The 18,397-nt window shown below is 43.2% G+C and carries 18 protein-coding genes; all 18 read left to right on the top strand.

Going from position 1 to position 18,397, the window contains the following annotated elements:
• The first annotated feature begins 315 nt into the window (after nucleotides 1–315).
• The 18 genes from EBB_RS10105 to EBB_RS10020 all read left to right on the top strand — a co-directional run bounded on the left by EBB_RS10105 (nucleotide 316) and on the right by EBB_RS10020 (nucleotide 18,384).
• Nucleotides 316–1,278 (top strand): glycoside hydrolase family protein, encoded by a 963-nt coding sequence (locus EBB_RS10105; protein ID WP_192393762.1) that lies wholly within the window; start codon nucleotides 316–318, stop codon nucleotides 1,276–1,278.
• 19 nt (nucleotides 1,279–1,297) lie between these two features.
• Entirely contained in the window at nucleotides 1,298–2,248 is a 951-nt protein-coding gene (locus tag EBB_RS10100; RefSeq protein ID WP_192393761.1) for a glycoside hydrolase family protein, read from the top strand.
• Between the two features lie 100 nt (nucleotides 2,249–2,348).
• Nucleotides 2,349–2,909 (top strand): GNAT family N-acetyltransferase, encoded by a 561-nt coding sequence (locus EBB_RS10095; protein ID WP_192393760.1) that lies wholly within the window; start codon nucleotides 2,349–2,351, stop codon nucleotides 2,907–2,909.
• A gap of 7 nt (nucleotides 2,910–2,916) precedes the next feature.
• Nucleotides 2,917–3,663, top strand: coding sequence for a class I SAM-dependent methyltransferase (locus tag EBB_RS10090; protein WP_192393759.1), 747 nt, complete (start codon nucleotides 2,917–2,919; stop codon nucleotides 3,661–3,663).
• Nucleotides 3,663–4,583 (top strand): glycosyltransferase family 2 protein, encoded by a 921-nt coding sequence (locus tag EBB_RS10085; protein ID WP_192393758.1) that lies wholly within the window; start codon nucleotides 3,663–3,665, stop codon nucleotides 4,581–4,583. The genes EBB_RS10090 and EBB_RS10085 overlap by 1 nt, the downstream gene beginning before the upstream one ends.
• The gene (locus EBB_RS10080; RefSeq protein ID WP_192393757.1) at nucleotides 4,580–5,410 is read left to right on the top strand and encodes a class I SAM-dependent methyltransferase; all 831 of its coding nucleotides are present in this window, start codon (nucleotides 4,580–4,582) and stop codon (nucleotides 5,408–5,410) included. The genes EBB_RS10085 and EBB_RS10080 overlap by 4 nt, the downstream gene beginning before the upstream one ends.
• 51 nt (nucleotides 5,411–5,461) lie before the next feature.
• Nucleotides 5,462–5,845, top strand: a complete 384-nt coding sequence (locus EBB_RS26685) for a GtrA family protein (RefSeq protein WP_192393756.1) — start codon at nucleotides 5,462–5,464, stop codon at nucleotides 5,843–5,845.
• Nucleotides 5,846–5,874: 29 nt separating this feature from the next.
• Nucleotides 5,875–8,250 carry a LamG-like jellyroll fold domain-containing protein gene (locus EBB_RS10070; RefSeq protein WP_192393755.1) on the top strand — a complete coding sequence of 792 codons (2,376 nt, stop codon included), beginning with the start codon at nucleotides 5,875–5,877 and terminating at the stop codon, nucleotides 8,248–8,250.
• 40 nt (nucleotides 8,251–8,290) lie between these two features.
• Complete coding sequence (locus tag EBB_RS10065; protein WP_192393754.1) at nucleotides 8,291–9,304, top strand: glycosyltransferase family 2 protein; 1,014 nt, start codon at nucleotides 8,291–8,293, stop codon at nucleotides 9,302–9,304.
• Nucleotides 9,305–9,375: 71 nt separating this feature from the next.
• Entirely contained in the window at nucleotides 9,376–10,677 is a 1,302-nt protein-coding gene (locus EBB_RS10060) for a lipopolysaccharide biosynthesis protein (RefSeq protein WP_192393753.1), read from the top strand.
• Nucleotides 10,678–10,684: 7 nt separating this feature from the next.
• Nucleotides 10,685–11,716 carry a glycosyltransferase family 2 protein gene (locus tag EBB_RS10055; RefSeq protein WP_192393752.1) on the top strand — a complete coding sequence of 344 codons (1,032 nt, stop codon included), beginning with the start codon at nucleotides 10,685–10,687 and terminating at the stop codon, nucleotides 11,714–11,716.
• Nucleotides 11,717–11,852: 136 nt separating this feature from the next.
• Nucleotides 11,853–12,623, top strand: coding sequence for a glycosyltransferase family 2 protein (locus tag EBB_RS10050; protein WP_192393751.1), 771 nt, complete (start codon nucleotides 11,853–11,855; stop codon nucleotides 12,621–12,623).
• Nucleotides 12,624–12,736: 113 nt separating this feature from the next.
• Nucleotides 12,737–14,092, top strand: coding sequence for a prephenate-dependent tRNA uridine(34) hydroxylase TrhP (trhP, locus tag EBB_RS10045; RefSeq protein WP_192393750.1), 1,356 nt, complete (start codon nucleotides 12,737–12,739; stop codon nucleotides 14,090–14,092).
• Nucleotides 14,093–14,106: 14 nt separating this feature from the next.
• Nucleotides 14,107–14,592, top strand: a complete 486-nt coding sequence (rraA, locus tag EBB_RS10040) for a ribonuclease E activity regulator RraA (RefSeq protein ID WP_192393749.1) — start codon at nucleotides 14,107–14,109, stop codon at nucleotides 14,590–14,592.
• 37 nt (nucleotides 14,593–14,629) lie between these two features.
• Nucleotides 14,630–15,586 carry a 4-hydroxy-3-methylbut-2-enyl diphosphate reductase gene (ispH, locus tag EBB_RS10035; RefSeq protein WP_033155221.1) on the top strand — a complete coding sequence of 319 codons (957 nt, stop codon included), beginning with the start codon at nucleotides 14,630–14,632 and terminating at the stop codon, nucleotides 15,584–15,586.
• Between the two features lie 25 nt (nucleotides 15,587–15,611).
• On the top strand, nucleotides 15,612–15,968 hold the full coding sequence (locus EBB_RS10030) for a rhodanese-like domain-containing protein (protein ID WP_192393748.1): 357 nt from the start codon (nucleotides 15,612–15,614) through the stop codon (nucleotides 15,966–15,968).
• A complete protein-coding gene (locus EBB_RS10025) occupies nucleotides 15,961–16,359 on the top strand; it encodes an RNA-binding S4 domain-containing protein (protein WP_192393747.1) in 399 nt (132 codons plus the stop codon). The genes EBB_RS10030 and EBB_RS10025 overlap by 8 nt, the downstream gene beginning before the upstream one ends.
• A gap of 234 nt (nucleotides 16,360–16,593) precedes the next feature.
• Entirely contained in the window at nucleotides 16,594–18,384 is a 1,791-nt protein-coding gene (locus EBB_RS10020) for a hypothetical protein (protein WP_192393746.1), read from the top strand.
• Nucleotides 18,385–18,397: the final 13 nt, after the last annotated feature.

The following is an 18,397-nucleotide window of genomic DNA, read 5'->3' as shown; positions in this document are numbered from 1 at the left end:
ACATGCAAATAGATAAACTATAGGGAATCCCAAAGAATCCTTTGTCCATTGATTGGAATCCCGTTAAATTAAGTATTGGGTGTTTGTATTTATGCCCCATGGGGGCATATTCTTCCGAAGGATTAATGAGAAATCCTATCATAGTACGCCGTGCAGGCCCTGAGCTGCTTATGTTAGCCGTTCATGGGCTGGGTGTAGGGTGTACTATTAAACAACCTCATCCCAATCTTCTCACCGACGCATATATAGACTTTTGATTTTTGATATATATGTGCGGGCTCGTTCTAGTCTTAATTAACCCTTAGGTGGCTCATTTTGTTTAAATGGAAAAAGCTTGGTCTAGTTTTTAAACCTCAAGAAATTGAAGGTAAAAGTTGGCTAAAAGAGTTTGCTCAAGCGCCTTCTGTATTGGTTTTTGATGAATTTGTTAGAGTGTATTTCTCCTGCAGGCCGCTGCCCGATGAGCGTGGGCAATATATTAGTTATTCAGCCTACGTAGACTTGAATAGACATGATTTATTTGAAATTTTAAATGTATCTAAATCGCCCATTCTGGAATTAGGGGATTTAGGTACTTTTGATGAATTCGGTACTTATCCCGTATCAGTGATTAGACACAATAGTAGCGTTTTTGCCTATTACGGTGGTTGGACAAGATGTGAGTCTATTCCTTTTACGGTTGCGATAGGCGCAGCAATCAGTTACGACGACGGCGAGACTTTCACAAAGGCTGGTAAAGGACCGGTTCTATCTTGCAATGTTAATGATCCTTTTGTTTTAAGCGGCCCTAAAATTAGAAGATTTAGCAATAGATGGTATTTATGGTATGTGGCAGGAACTAGTTGGCTAGAGAATGATGGCAGTCCGGAAGCGGTATATAAAATTCGTATGGCACACTCAGATGATGGATTTGAATGGGTAAGAGATAGTAGAAATATTATTGAAAGTAAATTAGATGAGAATGAGTGTCAAGCTAGTCCGGATGTATTTTTCTACAATAATAAATATCATATGTTTTTTTGCTATAAATATAGCTTGGATTTTAGAAAAAACGATAGAGGATATCGCATTGGCTATGCTGTTTCAACTGATATGGTAAATTGGCATAGAGATGACAGTAAAGCAGGTATTGATATTTCTGAAGAGGGCTGGGATGATCAATCAATCGCTTATCCTCACGTGTTTGAGCTTGATGGGGAGATATACATGTTATATCTTGGAAATCAGGTAGGCAGATATGGTTTTGGGTTGGCACAGCTAGAAGGAAGATTGACTTGATTCTTATTATATTGTACTTATGAAATGGAAAAAATTAGGAAAAATATTCGATCCAAGGGAGCATTCTTTATCTAATAATTGTTTCGAGTTTGCTCAATCTCCTCAAGCCTTGGTCTTTGATAATTATATTAGAATTTATTTTTCAACAAGAGAAATTGATAGGCATGGTAAATATTTGAGTCATATTTCTTTTGTTGATATGGATAAATATTTTGAGAAAATTATAGCAGTATCGAGTTCGACGGTAATTGAACTAGGTGGTTTGGGCTGCTTTGATGAGCACGGAATTTTCCCTATGAACGTTTTTAGGGTTAAGGATAAAGTATTGGGATATACGACCGGCTGGAATAGAAAAGTATCCGTATCGACGGACGCATCTATTGGGTTGGCTATAAGCACTGATGACGGTGTGACGTTTAAAAAAATTGGACAAGGTCCTGTACTAACCTCTTCTTTACATGAGCCTTTTTTAGTTGGTGACGCTTTTGTTACTACTTATGGCGATACTTTTCATATGTGGTATATCCATGGTACAAAATGGGTTAGAGGGACGTCGGCGAAGGAGCCTGATCGTGTATATAAAATTGCACATGCTACATCTAAAGACGGAGTTTCGTGGCGTAAAGAGGGTAGGCAGTTAGTAGAAGATAAATTACTTGACGAGTGTCAAGCTCTCCCATCTGTTATTCATTTTGACAATAAATACCACATGTTTTTTTGTTATCGGCACGCCACTGATTTTAGAACCAATACAAGCAGAGCATATAGAATAGGGTATGCATATTCAACTGATTTGGTTAATTGGATTAGGGATGATGACAATGTTGGAATTGACGTGACAAAAGGTGGTTGGGATTCGGATATGCTATGCTATCCCCATGTTTTCGAAATGGATGGTAATATTTATATGTTGTATAACGGTAACGACTTCGGTCGTTTCGGGTTTGGTGTGGCTAGGTATGAGAGCTAATATTATATTAGTTTATGCTGGGTAGATGGGAAATCGATATTTAGCGTAATTAATATTTGTTTTTTACTGTTGTCAATAATACCGTTCTGTGGTGAATTAATTGAACATAAAAGGAAAACATTTGACCTTAAGGGCCATAGAAGAGAGTGATCTGGAATTGCTTCAGAAATGGGCCAATGATCCTGTTACACAGGATGGAATCGGCGAAATTCACTTTCCAAGTTCATTAGATTTCCATGAAGCATGGTTCCATAATTTAAAAAGTGATAGGCTGAATCAGCGTTTCGTTGTTGATGTGCCAGAAATTGGGATTATAGGGATTTCCAGTATTGTTAATATCGATTGGCGTAATAGACATGCCTGGCATGGCCTTGTTATTGGAGAATCCAGCTATCGTGGTAAAGGTTATGCTATCGACGCGATCATGGCTACAATGCGTTACTCTTTCGATGAGCTCAATTTAGAACGATTGGATGGATCAATGATTGAATACAATAAGCTTTCTATTGCTACATATTGCGGAAAGAGATTGGGCTGGATAGAAGAAGGGCGTAGGAGAAATTATTTCTTTCGAAAAGGTCGTTATTGGGATCAGGTATTAGTTGGTATCACTTCGAAAGATTACCGCGATCTCTTGGAAAAAACTAATTATTGGGAATAAATGTATTATGAATTCCGAGAGAGATTACAATAGAGAGTTGATTGATATTGGCGACTCTAAATATGCATATAGCTTCGATATCGATGTTATGCATCCTTTTATGATTCGGTCGTTTGAGCCTTTTTTTAATTCAGGGAGTGTACTTGAGCTTGGTAGTTTCAAGGGCGATTTTACTCGAAGACTGAATGAGTATTTTGATGATGTAACCTGTGTCGAAGCTTCTGATTTGGCTATATCTGAAGCAAAGCTCAAGTTGAATAATGGTGTAAAGTTCGTTAATTCGTTATTTGAGAATGCGAGCCTCCCTTCTCGCTATAACAACGTTGTACTTACTCACGTATTGGAACATTTGGATGATCCTGTATTTTTATTGAAACGTATCAATTATGAGTGGTTGGATGATAATGGTCGGCTTTTTCTAGTATGCCCTAATGCAAATGCACCTTCGAGACAGATTGCTGTAAAAATGGGGTTAATTTCGCATAACACAGCCGTTACTAAATCAGAAGCCGAACACGGTCATCAATGCACTTATACATTGGATACCTTGGAGCGAGATGCTGTTGCAGCAGGCCTTAATGTGATTCATCGGTCTGGGGTTTTCTTCAAAGCGCTGGCAAATTTTCAATGGGATCGCCTATTGCAGACCGACATAATTTCTAAAGAGTATTTGGAGGCATGTTATAAATTAGGTCAACAGTATCCGGATTTATGTTCGAGTATTTTTTTGTTGTGCGAACGAGGCCAAAAATAGTGAAAATTTCATTCGTTGTTGCTGTCTATCATAATGAAGGGGCTCTTGTTAAAACATATGAAAAAATTAATTCAGTTTTTTCAAATCAACTGATTCACGACGAATACGAAATCGTTTTTGTGGACGATGGATCTAAAGACGGCTCCTTAGAGGAGGTGTTGAGCTTAAGAAAACACGACACTCGAGTTAAAGTTATTACCTTTACCAGAAATTTCGGCCAAATGGCGGCTATGTTGGCGGGTTTCAAGGAGGCTACCGGCGATGCGGTCATTAATATATCAGCCGATCTGCAAGACCCTGTCGAACTAATTCCGCAGATGGTTGATAAATGGCATGAAGGTTCTGAAATTGTAATTTGTTATCGTACAGATCGTTCCGACTCATTGCTTGCAAAATTGTTCTCACGTTTGGCTTATGGCGTTTTAAGGATTTCATTGCCGCAAATACCTCCCGGCGGTTTTGATTTCGTCTTAATGGATAGAAAAGTTATGGATGCATTTAACGCAATTGACGTGCGGCATCGGTTTTTTCAAGGCGATTTACTTTGGACTGGATATAGAACGAGTTTTATTCCTTATATCCGGTTGAAGAGGACTATTGGTAAATCGCAATATAACTTCGGCAAAAAGCTTAAAAATTTTTTGGATGGTGTGTTAGATGCTTCATACCTGCCAATAAGGTTTATATCCTTGATTGGCGTGATAACCTCAGCGCTTGGAGTGCTATATAGTCTATCAATTGTCTTCAGTTGGTGGCGTGGTGAGACGCCATTTTCGGGTTGGGCTCCCATTATGATTGCAATCCTTTTGGTAGGAGGATTAATCATGGTAATGCTAGGTGTTATCGGGGAGTATGTTTGGCGGATCAATGAAGAAGTACGAAAAAGACCGAACTATGTCGTTAGGGATAAGTTTCTATGACCAATGCTGGAAAATACACAGTAATTGAAGGAGTCAAATGCTTTAACCCAGAAGTGATGAGTTCCTATGCCGACTATCCCGACAGTGGGTTCGAGCTGACCGATGAGAATGAGGAAGGCAGCTTTTGGGTTCGTTCCAGAAATAGGCTTTTTAAAGCTATTGTTTATAATCAAGCTATAGTGGGTCGAACTAAATTACTGGAAATTGGTTGTGGGACAGGAGGGTTTATTCGACATATTGTGGAGAACGAAAACCTAGAAATAACCGGCTCTGAAGTTTATATTAGTGGGTTGTTGTATGCAAAAAATAAACTTCCTGATGTGGACTTCATTCAATTTGATATTGTAAATGGAAACCTTGGCCAACAATTTGATTTAATTATTGCATTTGATGTCCTTGAGCATATTGGTGACGATGTTGTCGCGATGGCAAATATTAACCGATTACTCCGCCCAGGAGGGCGTGCGATTATTACTGTTCCTCAACATATGTTTTTGTGGAGCAGGCTTGATGAAATAGTCAAACACAAGCGTAGATATTCCCGGAAAGAGCTGGTGACCAAACTAAAAAGTAATGGGTTTGACATTATTTTTGCGACTTCCTTTGTTTTTATGCTATTTCCGTTGATGTTGGTTTCTCGAATATTTGATAAAGGATGCAAGCAACTAAAATCAGATAAAGTAGAGCTAGAGAAAAGGGTTAAGTTTCCCGTATTCTTAAATATAATTTTTGATATTTTTATGCGATTAGATGAAGCTCTTATTAAAGCCGGTGTCTCGCTTCCTTTTGGAGGTACCTTAGTGGTAGTGGCACAAAAAAACGAATAAAAAAATTTAAAAACCCATGCGGTCTATCCATTTACTATCTGCTGTTAAAAAATGCGCAAACTTAGAGTCGAGGCTACACGATTTACGCTCGTAGGAGGTGCGAATTTTGTTCTAACTTTTTTCATATTTACTTCAATGCTGAAGTTGTTGAAAGTGAATTATTTACTTTCGTTACTTACTGCTTGGGGTGTCGGTATGGTATTTTCTTACACGTTGAATTTTATGTGGGTTTTCAATCCAGAGCAGAAAATTCAATTTAGGGCTAGGTTTTTCAAGTTTCTCTTGGCTAGTGTTTTGTCCGTATTGTTGAATATGTGGGTACTGGGTTATATTGTAGAAACTACTAGCACTGATCCTTTTTTCGTGCAGATGGCGTTGATCCCGTTCATCGTAGCTTTCAATTTCACAACAGCAAAACTTTGGTCAATGCGTTAAGTTTTTGCGTAAAGACAAGCGCATCTTCTATGAAAATATTGTTGGTAATATGGCTTTCAGCGCTTATGGCGTTGTGTATTCATCATATGGATCCCAATTGGCTCAGAGCTCAGTCTCCGGTTGTAGCGATTCTTGCGAGTCATTTAGAAGCTATAAATGCTAAGCCATACATTTATGGCGATACTTCTGTTACTTCGGTTGGCGAGTTTAAAGCGTCCGATAATGCTTATTTCAGCATAAAGTTACGTTTTCTCGTTAATGCTACAGATGGCTACCCAAATTTATTTCAAACCGCGCCTATCAATCAGGGAGTGCGCTTAGAGATCTCTGGTACTACGGCATCTATTGTTGTTAATGATTCATCCGCTCCTAATGGTATAAAGGGGCTGATAATTACAGAAAACCTCAGAAAAGACCAGTGGTATGATCTTGAAGTAGAGGCGCTGAATGGCTCTTTCGTAAAAGCTAATTTGGATGGATTAGGTGTGGCTGATTATCGGAGTTCCAGCCTATCTGTGAATACCTCTCAGATATTAATAGGGCAAGGGTTCGATAATTCCAGATATTTTCGAGGACGAATAGAAGACGTTTCTATAAAAATAGGCACTTTTCCCGGCACTAAAATCCTATATGCATTTTACTTTATCGCTTTGGCCGGTTTATTGATATTTTTGGTTAAAGTCTATACAGTTAAAGATCAAGTTATTCCGGTAAGCTATAAGGTCGTAAAATATTTTAGACGTGCTGATTGGCCTGCATATATATACCTTGCTTTAGCTCTCGTATTTTGCATAACGCTAGTCACTACGTATTTTTTTCCAATATATCCTGACGAAGTTCAGATTAGATTTTGGCTTTCACGCCTTCCCTACGATTATCCCTATAAAATTAGCGGTGCTCCTACGTGCGTTGCTACATTTTTTCAATCTATACCTGCAGCAATGTATTTGCCCGGCTTAATAAATTGGCTTATACATGGCTGGGTTACGGATCCGCCCGCCTTAAGAAAAGTCGGTATATTAGTGGCGTTTCTGTGGGTTTCATGGTTGGCTTTTTATCTAAAGTTGAAGGTAAAGCAAAAGCTTGTACAAAATGGATCCCATGTACTTAGCTTTTCTCAAGATTTGCGTATTTTAGGTTTTATCATATCGTTTTTTTCCATTGGGGTTTTCCCATTTTTTTTGGTAATAAATCGAGGTGAGCAGCTTATATTTCCGTCGGTTATTTTACTTATATATATTTTTATTTTGAATCAAAGTCTTGATCAAAAATATGCTTTGAGAAAATTACTGGGTTTGGTTTTTCTATTTTTTGTTGCTGTTTCCCTTATTCTGTATGGGCATCCAAAAGGTTTGTTCCTAGCTCCGTTTTTTTTTGTAGTTGGATGGCAATTATTTCGTCGCTTCAAGTCCCGATTAATTTTTCTGTTTGCAATACTGCTGTTGGTAATGCATGTTGTACAGAATTTCATTGCATTTAAGTATGCGTTTCAATGCGATGAAACTCCTGCATTTCAAAATATGCTTAAAAGCTTTTCTATTGATCCTGGGCTTTTAATCCATGATCCAAGCCAGTTTTTTGGCATGGCGTTTAGAAGTTTGAGTATGTTCCATAAGTATTTATATCAGCTTGGATTTCAAGAGAAGACAGATGTTGACTATTTGCCTAGTTTGCCTCTTGCAGTCGAAGAGAACTGTATAAATATTTTTATATGGTTAAATGTTTCAGTGGTTTTTTTTACGCTATTATTTTTAATTCCATATCAATATTGGAAAGACATTTCAAGTCGGCGATTTGTTACTGTTAATTTTGTATTGTTGGTTATATTTTGGTGCGTTTTTATAGGGGGCGTGTTTAATCTGCCAAAAAATTGGTACGATGCAGGGTATGTTTATTCGATGCTTTTAATAATCCTAATTTTCTTTTTAGGTGAGAATTTTTCTGGAATTTTTTTGAAGTTTAGAATGAGCGTGGTCGTTGTATATTTGGGTTTGGTAGCATTGTTTTCTCAAGCAATCTTTATCTCAAGATATTTGTCTGAGTTTATGGATGGATACGTCGGTCCTGGCGTTTCAATAGCTAAATATGATGCGGTCAAATCACGTTCTGACTTAATCTTAGCTTCACAAGTATGTAGCATTGATCCCGTTCAGGGTAAAAAAATTATAGTTGATGATAACTCCTATTTTTTCTTCCAGAAGAGTAAATGGCCAATGGCAATTACTTATGTATGGATTGGAAATGACGATAAGTCTATACGTCAGTTTTTTTCAAAAGTAGATTCAGATGGTTTGGTGGCCAATTGCAGCTCAATTATATCCCCTTACTCAGATCTTGTTAAAAAAGCAGGGGATGTGTGTTGCATTTCTAAAGGTGATTTAAAGAAGTTCTATTTAATACCGTAATGCTTCTGTTTTTAAATAATTAAGATGTTAAAAATAAATAATGAATTCATCTACTAAATGGAATAACCAACTACTGGCACCGGTCCTTATTACGTATAACCGTGGCAATTGCTTGGATTTAACGCTGCAGAAATTTGTCGAAGCTGGTCTGACAGGAGTTCAGCTATATATCTTAGATAATGCCTCTACTGATAACACAAAGGATGTGGTGGTGAAATTTCAGAACGTTTGGCCTAATCTGAAGTACCAAAAAAATAAATACAACATCGGTGGTAACGGTAATATATTACGCGCCATAGAGATAACGGATTCTGAATATTGCTGGATTATAGGTGACGACGATGACTGGCATTTGCAATTTATTGATGAATTGATTGAGGTGTTAAAATCTCAAAATGCCGATATTATTCGCTTGGGATGGCTTGTTGAAGGTTGTAGTAAAGGTAAATCTATTCCAGCGCTGGATCTGGCTTATAATGAGCAATTGTTTTTCGCCAGTATCAGCATGATTTCCGCAACCATTATTCGTCGCAGCGTTGCATCGGCCCATTTGCCCTCTGCATATATGAATATAGGTGACGCATATCCGCAATTGGTATCTACGATGCTCTCGATGCAGGAGAAACCTCTTACAGTCTACAGTACTAAAAGTGATTTAATGACACATACGCCAAATACAGCTCCCGGATATTATTTTGGCGATTTGGAATGGTATGCAGGCTGGTTTAGGACCAGTCGATTTTTGCAGGACAAAAAGCTCCGTATAAAATTTATTGGGGAAATTACCCGGTATATGACAAGGGATAGACGTAGCAAGAACGGCAGTTTGTGGTTGCTTAAAGTCGCATTAAATTACAAAGCCCAAGGCATCAATCAATTTAATTATTTGTTGTCTATGATGGCTTATGGCGATGGCTGGCGTGGTCGTATATTTATGGTATTTCTGGCTTATTGTCTAATGCCCGGTTTTTTGGCCGGAGGCTTACGCCGATTTTATCGTAAGCTTTTTAATTTACCCGAGCGAACTTTAACTATTGATCGATCCAGGCTTTGATTTTTTTGCCGAATTGAATTTATAACTAGCCAATCCATTCATTGGATGCAGGGAACCCGAGGCAAAACTATATGCAGGTCGATAAGAAAACGTTAGCAGTTTTAGCGCAACGGGGTTGGCAGGCTGGTGCTGGCCTGATTACGCTATTTTGCATTGCACGATATTTATCTCCCGCTGAACAGGGCTACTACTACACCTTTGCCAGTCTCGCCGGCTTGCAGGCGTTATTGGATATGGGCCTATCTACCATACTGGTGCAGCAGGCGGCGCATGAATTTGCCGAATTGAATTGGTTGCCTCATGGGGCTGTCGTTGGTAACAATGTTGGCCGCTATCTGGCACTGACTAAAAAAGCGTTGTATTGGTATGGTGTTTCAGGGCTGCTGTTTTTATTAGTTTATCCGGGTGGTTTGTATTTCTTTAGTCATCGGCCCCAGGAGTCGGATTTAGCCTGGCAACAACCTTGGTTGGTTCTGGTTGTTAGCACGGCTGTAGGTTTGGCCTTATTGCCCGTTTTGGCTATAGTGGAAGGCAGCGGTAAAGTCGTGGAGGTCTATTCGCTGCGCTTGATGCAAGGTATTGTTGGCGCTATCGCCATTTGGTTCACTCTAATTGAGGGGGGCGGTCTTTATGCGGTCGCTATGATGCCCGCATCGGCCGCCTTGATTGCCTTGGTATGGGCGCTACTTCGCTATCCGAAACTATGGGCGTCAGCTTTGTTTGGGATTTCCGGAGACTTCGGCTGGTGGCGAGAGCTTTGGCCGATGCAATGGCGCTTGGGAATCAGTTGGCTCTGCGGATATTTTTTAACTCAGATGCATACTCCGCTATTGTTTCAGACTCAGAATGCCGTGGTTGCAGGACAAATGGGCGTCACCATGACCGTTTGCAATATGTTGGGTTTGTTAAGTTTAGCTTGGATGACGAGCCGAATCCCCGTGTTAGCCAAAGCTGCCGGCCAACAGGATTGGGATTTACTGGACAAGGAATTCAAAAAGGGTTTTAAACGCTCACTTGCGGTATTTGTCCTGGGGGCGGTGTTTTTTGTTTTGATTCGCTATGCGGCCGATTACACGGCGTATGGCGTACGGTTTTTACCTTTTTGGGAAACCGCCGTGTTGATCGGTGCAATTTTGTTTGCCCATATTTCCGGATTGTTAGCTATCTATCTCAGGGCGCACCGCAAGGAGCCCTTTCTTTGGTTGTCGTTGTCAGGAGCCTTGTTGACCGTCGGTGGCTCGGTTTGGCTGGCGCCGAGTTGGGGTTCGGCGGGTATTGTGCTGGTTTTGTTTCTAGTGAATGTTGGGTTCGGTTTTCCGACATCGCTGGTGATGTGGGTAATGCTTCGTAAAAAGTGGCACGCGATAATATAATAAAAATATGAATAAACACACTAGGCCCTTGCTAACTATTGCGATTCCAACTTGGAATAGAGCAGATTATTTGGTTAAGAATATCGAACAAATTGTATCTCAGCTTGGTGAATTAACTCACCCTGTAGAGATTTTAGTATCCGACAACTGTTCCAGCGATAATACTAAAGATTGTATTGACCAGTTCTTAAACAAAGACCTTCCAATACGATATATAAGAAATTCGGAGAACATCGGTCCGGATCTAAATATTGCACAATGCTTTAATCAGGCGGCGGGACAATACGTTTTAATTTTTGGCGATGATGACTTACTCATAGATGGCTCTTTAAAACATCTGGAAAGTTTACTGGCGCGTAAAAGTTATGGCGTGGTGTCAGTTAGAGCATATGGTTACGACTTTGACTTTAGGGCTGAATACCCTGGCGGTGGCGAGAAGTTGTACGAATTCGCAAACTCAAACGAGTTTATTATCAAGTTAGGTAAGTTTTCAACGTTGATTTCCGTAAATATAATATCCAAGGATTATTTGCAAGGTGTCGATGCTAACGATTACTGTGGAACCAATCTGGTACACATTGATTTAATTTATAGTGCCGCTTTAAAGGCGCCCGTTAATCTATATGTAGACAGTTATTTGGTGGCTTATAAGCGTAATAATAGCGGCGGGTACTCGTTTTCCGACGTGTTCGTTGATAAGTTTGGCGCTATTGTTGATAAATATATTGATAGTGGATTATCTGTAGATACTAAGTATAAACTCGAATCGGATATGCTGATAGGCTACTATCCATACTACGTGTTAAGGCTGCGGTTGCAGGGAACTGAAGATTTGAGCGTTGCCTATTCACGGTTTAACGCCAGATTTTCTCAGCATTGGACTTTTCATTGTTTTGTCGCGCCAATTTTTAAGCTGCCGAAAGGATTGGCAATAATTTACGGTGCCATATCGGTTTTTATCGGGAGAGTGTTAACTGGCGACTTCAGACGCGGTTGTGCTTTTGTTTGGGTACGGTTAGGCAAATTTATTAGGCGTTAGCGTTCTGGTTATGAGCAATTGCCTTTATTAAGGATTGATAAAGTTCGCCTTATTCGCGTACGGAGCAGTTCTGTTGGTTAGCGGTGGAGGCGACTATTAATTGTTTCAAGATTCTTAAGTATTTATCTCAGGTCTAATGAAAATATCAATTGTCACCGTATCTTATAATGCGGCGGAGTTTATTCACGATAACTTGCAGTCAGTATCGAGGCAGGATTTTAATAACATCGAGCACATCGTAATCGATGGCGGCTCAACCGATGGCACCGTCGATATGGTGCGTAAATACGGTCAGCATCTGGCCAAGTTTATTTCCGAACCTGATCAAGGTATTTACGATGCTATGAATAAAGGTATTTTTCTGGCGTCCGGTGATGTGATAGGTACCCTGAACGCTGACGATGTGTATGCGGATGACACTATATTATCCCAAGTCGCCGAGATATTTTCTGACCCTACTGTAGACGTTTGCTACGCAGATTTGTTGTATGTCGACAGATATGATGCCTCAAAAATTGTTCGATATTGGACTTCTTGTAACTATCGTAGCGGTTTATTCGAAAAAGGTTGGATGCCGGCGCATCCGACTTTTTTCGTGCGTCGCGGTCTCTATGAGCAGTTGGGTGGATTCGATTTACAATTTTCCAGACAAGCAGACTTTGAGTTGACTATGCGATTTCTAGCCGTGAATAAGGTTAAGGCAGTCTATATTCCCAAAATCTGGATAAAAATGCGGACCGGCGGTATTTCCAATAATAGTCTGATCGGCATTATCAAAGGAAACATAGAGGCTTATTACGCTTGCCGAAAGAATAATCTGCCCGTGCGAATGCCGATGTTTATTTTGCGTAAAGTTCTTTCCCGGATGCCGCAGTTTTTCAATAGACCGACTGTCCCCGTTAAGTAATTCGGCATTCGTTCCGGCCGAGATTTTTAGTGGTTCTTTGGCCAATGCTTGCGATACCCTGACGCGGGCGATAATTTGCTAGAATGCCTGTCAGCTCATTTTTTAGTACAGACATGAAACACATCGAACTTCTCTCCCCCGCCGGCACCATACGAAACATGCGTTACGCGTTCGCGTTCGGCGCTGACGCCGTCTACGCCGGGCAGCCGCGCTACAGTCTACGGGTGCGCAACAACGATTTTATGGCAGACAACTTAGCCAAAGGTATTGCCGAAGCGCATCAGCTTGGCAAAAAATTCTTTTTGGCTGCCAACGTCATTCCGCATAACGCCAAGATTAAAACCTTCATTAAAGATATTGAGCCCATCATTGCTATGAAGCCTGATGCGCTGATCATGGCCGATCCGGGTTTGATCATGATGACCCGTGAGCAATGGCCGGAGATGCCGATTCATTTGTCGGTGCAAGCCAATACCGTCAACTATGCCAGCGTAAGATTCTGGAAAAGCATGGGCGTAGAGCGAGTGATTCTGTCACGCGAGTTGTCGCTGGACGAGATTGCCGAGATTCGCCAGCAATGTCCGGATATGGAACTGGAAGTATTCGTGCATGGCGCGTTGTGTATAGCTTATTCCGGTCGTTGCCTGTTATCTGGTTACTTCAATCATCGAGACCCGAATCAAGGTACCTGCACCAATTCCTGCCGCTGGAAATACGATACCAAGCCGGCGGTGGAAAATGCGGAAGGCGATTATTTGTTGGCCGATAGTGCGGTCATCTCTATGAATGATCTAAACCAGGGACTAAATACCGCCAGTTGCGGCGGCGCTGATCGACATCCCTTGGCAGACAACATCTATTTCCTGGAAGAAGAAGGCCGTCCGGGTGAGCTTTTGCCGGTGATGGAAGACGAAAACGGCACGTATATCATGAACTCTAAAGACTTGCGCGCGATAGAGCATGTGCAGCGCTTGGTGGAAATCGGTATCGATAGTCTAAAGATCGAAGGCCGTACCAAATCGCATTTTTACGTGGCGCGCACCGCACAAACCTATCGGCAGGCAATAGACGATGCGTTGGCGGGGCGGCCGTTCCAACCCGAGTTGTTGGGTATTCTGGATAACTTGGCGAATCGCGGTTATACAGACGGTTTTTATCAGCGCCACCATACCCATGAGCATCAAAACTACCTGTCCGGTTATTCCAAAAGCCATCAGCAGCAATTTTGCGGGGAAATTACCCATTACGATACCGAAACGGGTTGGGCTGACATTAGCGTCAAGAACAAATTTTCGCTGGGCGACAAGCTGGAATTGATCCTGCCGCACGGCAATCGGGATATAACCGTGGAGAATATGGTCGATAAATACGGCCAGCCCATGCAGGAAGCGTCAGGGGGCGGTTATGAAGTGAAAATTCCGCTGCCCGATGCTGATTGCCAGTACGGATTGCTGGCGCGTTATTACTAGCCTTTGGAGGCTATATGTCATTTTTGACCGGCGCTTTATGTGACCGTTTTTCCGCCCAAGAAAATTTTCAAATTGCCGAGCCTTTGTTTCGGTATTTCGGCGGTAAAAGCCAGTTCAGCGGGCAAATTACGACTTTAAAAGTGTTCGAGGACAACACTTTGGTGCGGAGTGTGCTGGAAGAAAAAGTCACTGAGCGGGTGCTGGTGATCGACGGCGGCGGCTCAAAGCGTTGCGCCTTGCTGGGGGACACCTTAACAGCTTTGGCAGTCGAAAATGGCTGGCAGGGTATCGTCGTGTACGGCAGTATCCGCGGCTCAGAAGCCATCAACAAAATGCCGATTGGTGTCGTGGCTTTGAACACCCATCCGCTCTGTAGCAGTAAGCACGGGCATGGTCACCGGGATTCGATGATCACTTTTGCCGGCGTCAACTTCAAAAAAGATCACTATCTGTACGCCGATAGCGACGGAATTATCGTCTCGGAAACAAAATTGGATTAAAATCGTTTTGTCTTAACCAAGTAAAATACTCAAGAATATGCAAATCGTACTCGCTAACCCTCGTGGATTCTGTGCCGGCGTAGACCGGGCTATTGAAATTGTCGATCAAGCGATCGATACCTTCGGTGCACCAATTTATGTGCGGCACGAAGTGGTGCATAACCGTACGGTAGTCGATGGCTTGAAGGAAAAAGGCGCGATTTTTATCGAAGAACTCAGTGACGTGCCGGTGGGGTCCTACCTGATTTTTAGTGCTCACGGTGTGTCCAAACAGGTCCAAAAAGAAGCCGAAGAGCGCAAGTTAACGGTGTTCGACGCAACTTGTCCCTTGGTAACCAAAGTACACATGCAAGTGGCCAAACATGCCAAACAGGATAGAGAAGTGATTCTGATCGGCCATGCCGGCCATCCTGAGGTTGAAGGAACTATGGGGCAGTACGACAAGTGCACTGAGCATGGCGACATTTATCTGGTTGAAACTCCGGATGATGTAAAAAATCTGAGGGTCAATAATCCGGATAACTTGGCTTATGTCACCCAGACCACATTGTCTATGACCGACACCAAAATAATGGTCGACGCATTGCGTGAACAATTTCCGTCGATCAAGGAACAGAAAAAAGACGATATTTGCTACGCCACCCAAAACCGCCAGGACGCAGTCCATGATTTGGCAAAGATTTCCGATCTGATTTTGGTGGTGGGTTCGCCCAACAGCTCCAACTCCAACCGCTTGCGGGAAATCGCCGAACAGCTGGGTAAGCAGGCGTTTTTGATCGATACCTATAAGGATTTGAAACAAGAGTGGCTGGAAGGTATCAACGTAGTGGGAGTGACTGCCGGTGCGTCCGCGCCAGAAGTGTTGGTACAGGAAGTCATTAATCAACTTAAAGAGTGGGGCGGCGAAACCACCCAGGTTCGTGAAAACAAAGGTATAGAAGAAAAAGTGGTATTCTCGATTCCGAAAGAATTGAAAAAACACATGGAAGCTTGATTCCGTTTACGACTGGAGAATTTTTATGAGCCTTACTGCCCAAGAACTAGTGGCTGCCGCCAAACAACAGATTACCGAAATCGACGTGGTGACTGCGCAAACGCGCTTGAGCAGTTTATTGCTGGATGTGCGTGAGCCAGCCGAGTACGCCGCCGGACATTTGCCGGGGGCCGTCAATATTCCTCGCGGCCTGCTGGAGTTCAAGATCGATAGCCATCCGGATTTTCAAGGCCAGCAACAGGCGGATATAGTGGTTTATTGCCAGACTGGCGGACGTTCGGCGCTAGCTACCCAGGTCTTGAATCAACTGGGTTATAGTGGGGCGGTCAGCATGGCGGGCGGTTTTAAAGCCTGGACGGAGAGCGGTTTAAGCGTTGAGTGAGTTAAATCACGTCCGCATCGATAAGTGGCTGTGGGCCGCGCGTTTTTTTAAGACGCGCGGTCTGGCCGGCGATGCGGTTAGCGGCGGCAAAGTGCACGTCAATGGCCAGCGCTGCAAGCCGGGCAAGGAAGTGAAAGTCGGCGATTTGATCAGCGTCACCAAAGACCAATACACTTGGGAACTTACGGTAACCGATCTGAATAATCAACGCCGTCCCGCTAAAGAGGCCGTGGCGCTTTACAGCGAAGACCAAGCCAGTATCGATAAGCGGCTTAAACAAATCGAGTTGCACAAGCAGCAGCAAGCCTTGCTGCATCCGTCAGAGCGCGAGCATAAACCCAACAAAAAACAACGCCGGCAAATCCATCGCTTCAAACAGGACGCGCTTTAAGCGCTATTGCCGCGTCGAACAAAACAATAGCCACAAAACACACTTCAATTTATCATTCCCGGCTAACTTGCATGGAATTAGTGCTTGAATAGCGTCTATCCGCGGCATCAAGATGCCTTACGATAAATTTTATCGCGCCACGATTAAGTGGCGCCTAAGAACTCGATTCTACATTTAAACGATACTGCATCGGGCACATGCCTGCCTGGGTTTCGCGACACCATAGGATATTTAATGTCGATACGTTGTTTTTCAGTCCTGACTACTGCATTGCTAACCAGCGGTTTGCTGGCCGGTTGCGCCACAACCCGGCAAATTGCCGTCGATTATCCCAAAACCGAGTCTTTGCCGATCAAGCCGCTACGCGGTCAAACCACAGTGAGTGGCGATGACTACTATGTACAATTGGTTTCGGACTTTGATTTCAAAGGGGATAACGCCCTGAAAGGCGGTTGTAGCGATGTCGGTGGTCATTACGAAAACGGTGACTTGTCCGCGGCGCTGGTATTCAGTGTGCATAACGATGCGTTAAAACTGAAGCGCGAAGCCAGCGGCTTTTTGTATCAAGCCACGACCGGCAAATGCAATTTCAAACTGGAAACCAAAAAATCCTATCTGACCCCTTGGTTACGGCTCGATTCCAGCAAAGACACCCTGATCGAATACAATTTTCTGACCAGTAACAGCCACGAAGCCAATCTTTCCCAGTTGATCAACGACGTGAATGCCGCTAGCAGTTTGTTCGCATTCACCGGCGTCGGCGCGGGTATGGCGGTGATGGGCAAACTAGCCGGCAACTGGGTGGAGAGCAATCCGCAAGTGGTTGCCAAAACGCCGGCTGCCGGTGCTTCCGGTAACGGTAAATACAGTTCCGAGACGCATTCTTTGCCAGCCAGTGTGGTACTTGCGGGCGACAGCAGTAGTTTCAATCAAATCCGTCTGGGCGTTTATGAAGTGGTCGAAGGCGGCTTGAGTGCCTGGTCTTCCGAGAGCAAACTGCTGGGCGAATTGCGGGTATACCCGGAAATAGTCTCCTCATTACTGCTGAAAACTTTGGGTGACCTGCCGCCCGACGCGCATGATTTGTCACTTGATGAATTGTGGCGGATACCGATTCAAACGGCCAATGGCGAAGTCAGTTTGCGGCAGCTGATCGATCAAGTTGACCCGGCCGCGAAACCCAATCTGCAACCGGACTGGCAAAACTACCCGGATGTGGAAAGCCAATGTCGGCGCTTGAAGCTGGCTATGAAGGATTTGGGCTTCAATAAATTTGATCGTAATGCGGTGTTGTATTATTTCCTGAGCAAAACCTCGCCGGATTGGAAAAACTTCAATATCTCCGCGCAGCGGGCCATGACCGACGAAATCCGTCCTAAGTTGCTGGAACAATACCGGGCTAAGGATTTCGCCGGCTGTCTGGCGAGCGAAGACTACGCCGTGATGAAGAGTATGAAACTGGCGGTTAATACCGAGCAGGATTGGGAAGCGCTGACCAACTCCCGGCAGAAAAAAGAAGGCGTCATCAATCCGATTCAATCCGCGGCGCGGCAGTTTTTGTCGGCTTTGCAAAACCCCAACAAAGACGAAGCTGCCCGGCAGTTATACCCTTTGTTGAATACCGAAAAAGGCGGGAACGGCACGGTGCTACTGCAAAACCACTTGGGCAACTTTGGTTTGGAAGCGCTACTGCAAGTAGCGACGGTTGCCGACGAAGGTGTGCTGATCAACGCCGCTCAGCTGGCGGGTGTGTTTAGTGGGCTCAATGTCGAGACTTATAGCTGCGCGCGTCCCGCTCAGGATCAAGGTCAGCCGATGGCGAATATCGGCATCATGCTGTTTGTCACCAAACCCGGTAGCCCACGTGAAAAAGGCGGGGCTTTGGAATTTGAGTTAGTGCAAGGCAAGATTGCCCGCCTGGCTTTTCAACATCCGTCCTTTCGAGATTTCGAACAAAACCTAGCCGATTATCCGGATCTCGGCGGATGCCGGATAGATGCCGATTTGTTGAATAAGCTGCACTAATTTACAGCGTGTG

Source organism: Methylomonas fluvii (assembly GCF_014850975.1).
In the GTDB taxonomy this organism is placed as follows: domain Bacteria; phylum Pseudomonadota; class Gammaproteobacteria; order Methylococcales; family Methylomonadaceae; genus Methylomonas; species Methylomonas fluvii.
Note: the sequence above shows the minus strand (reverse complement) of the source record. Positions and strands in the feature narration are given on the sequence as shown.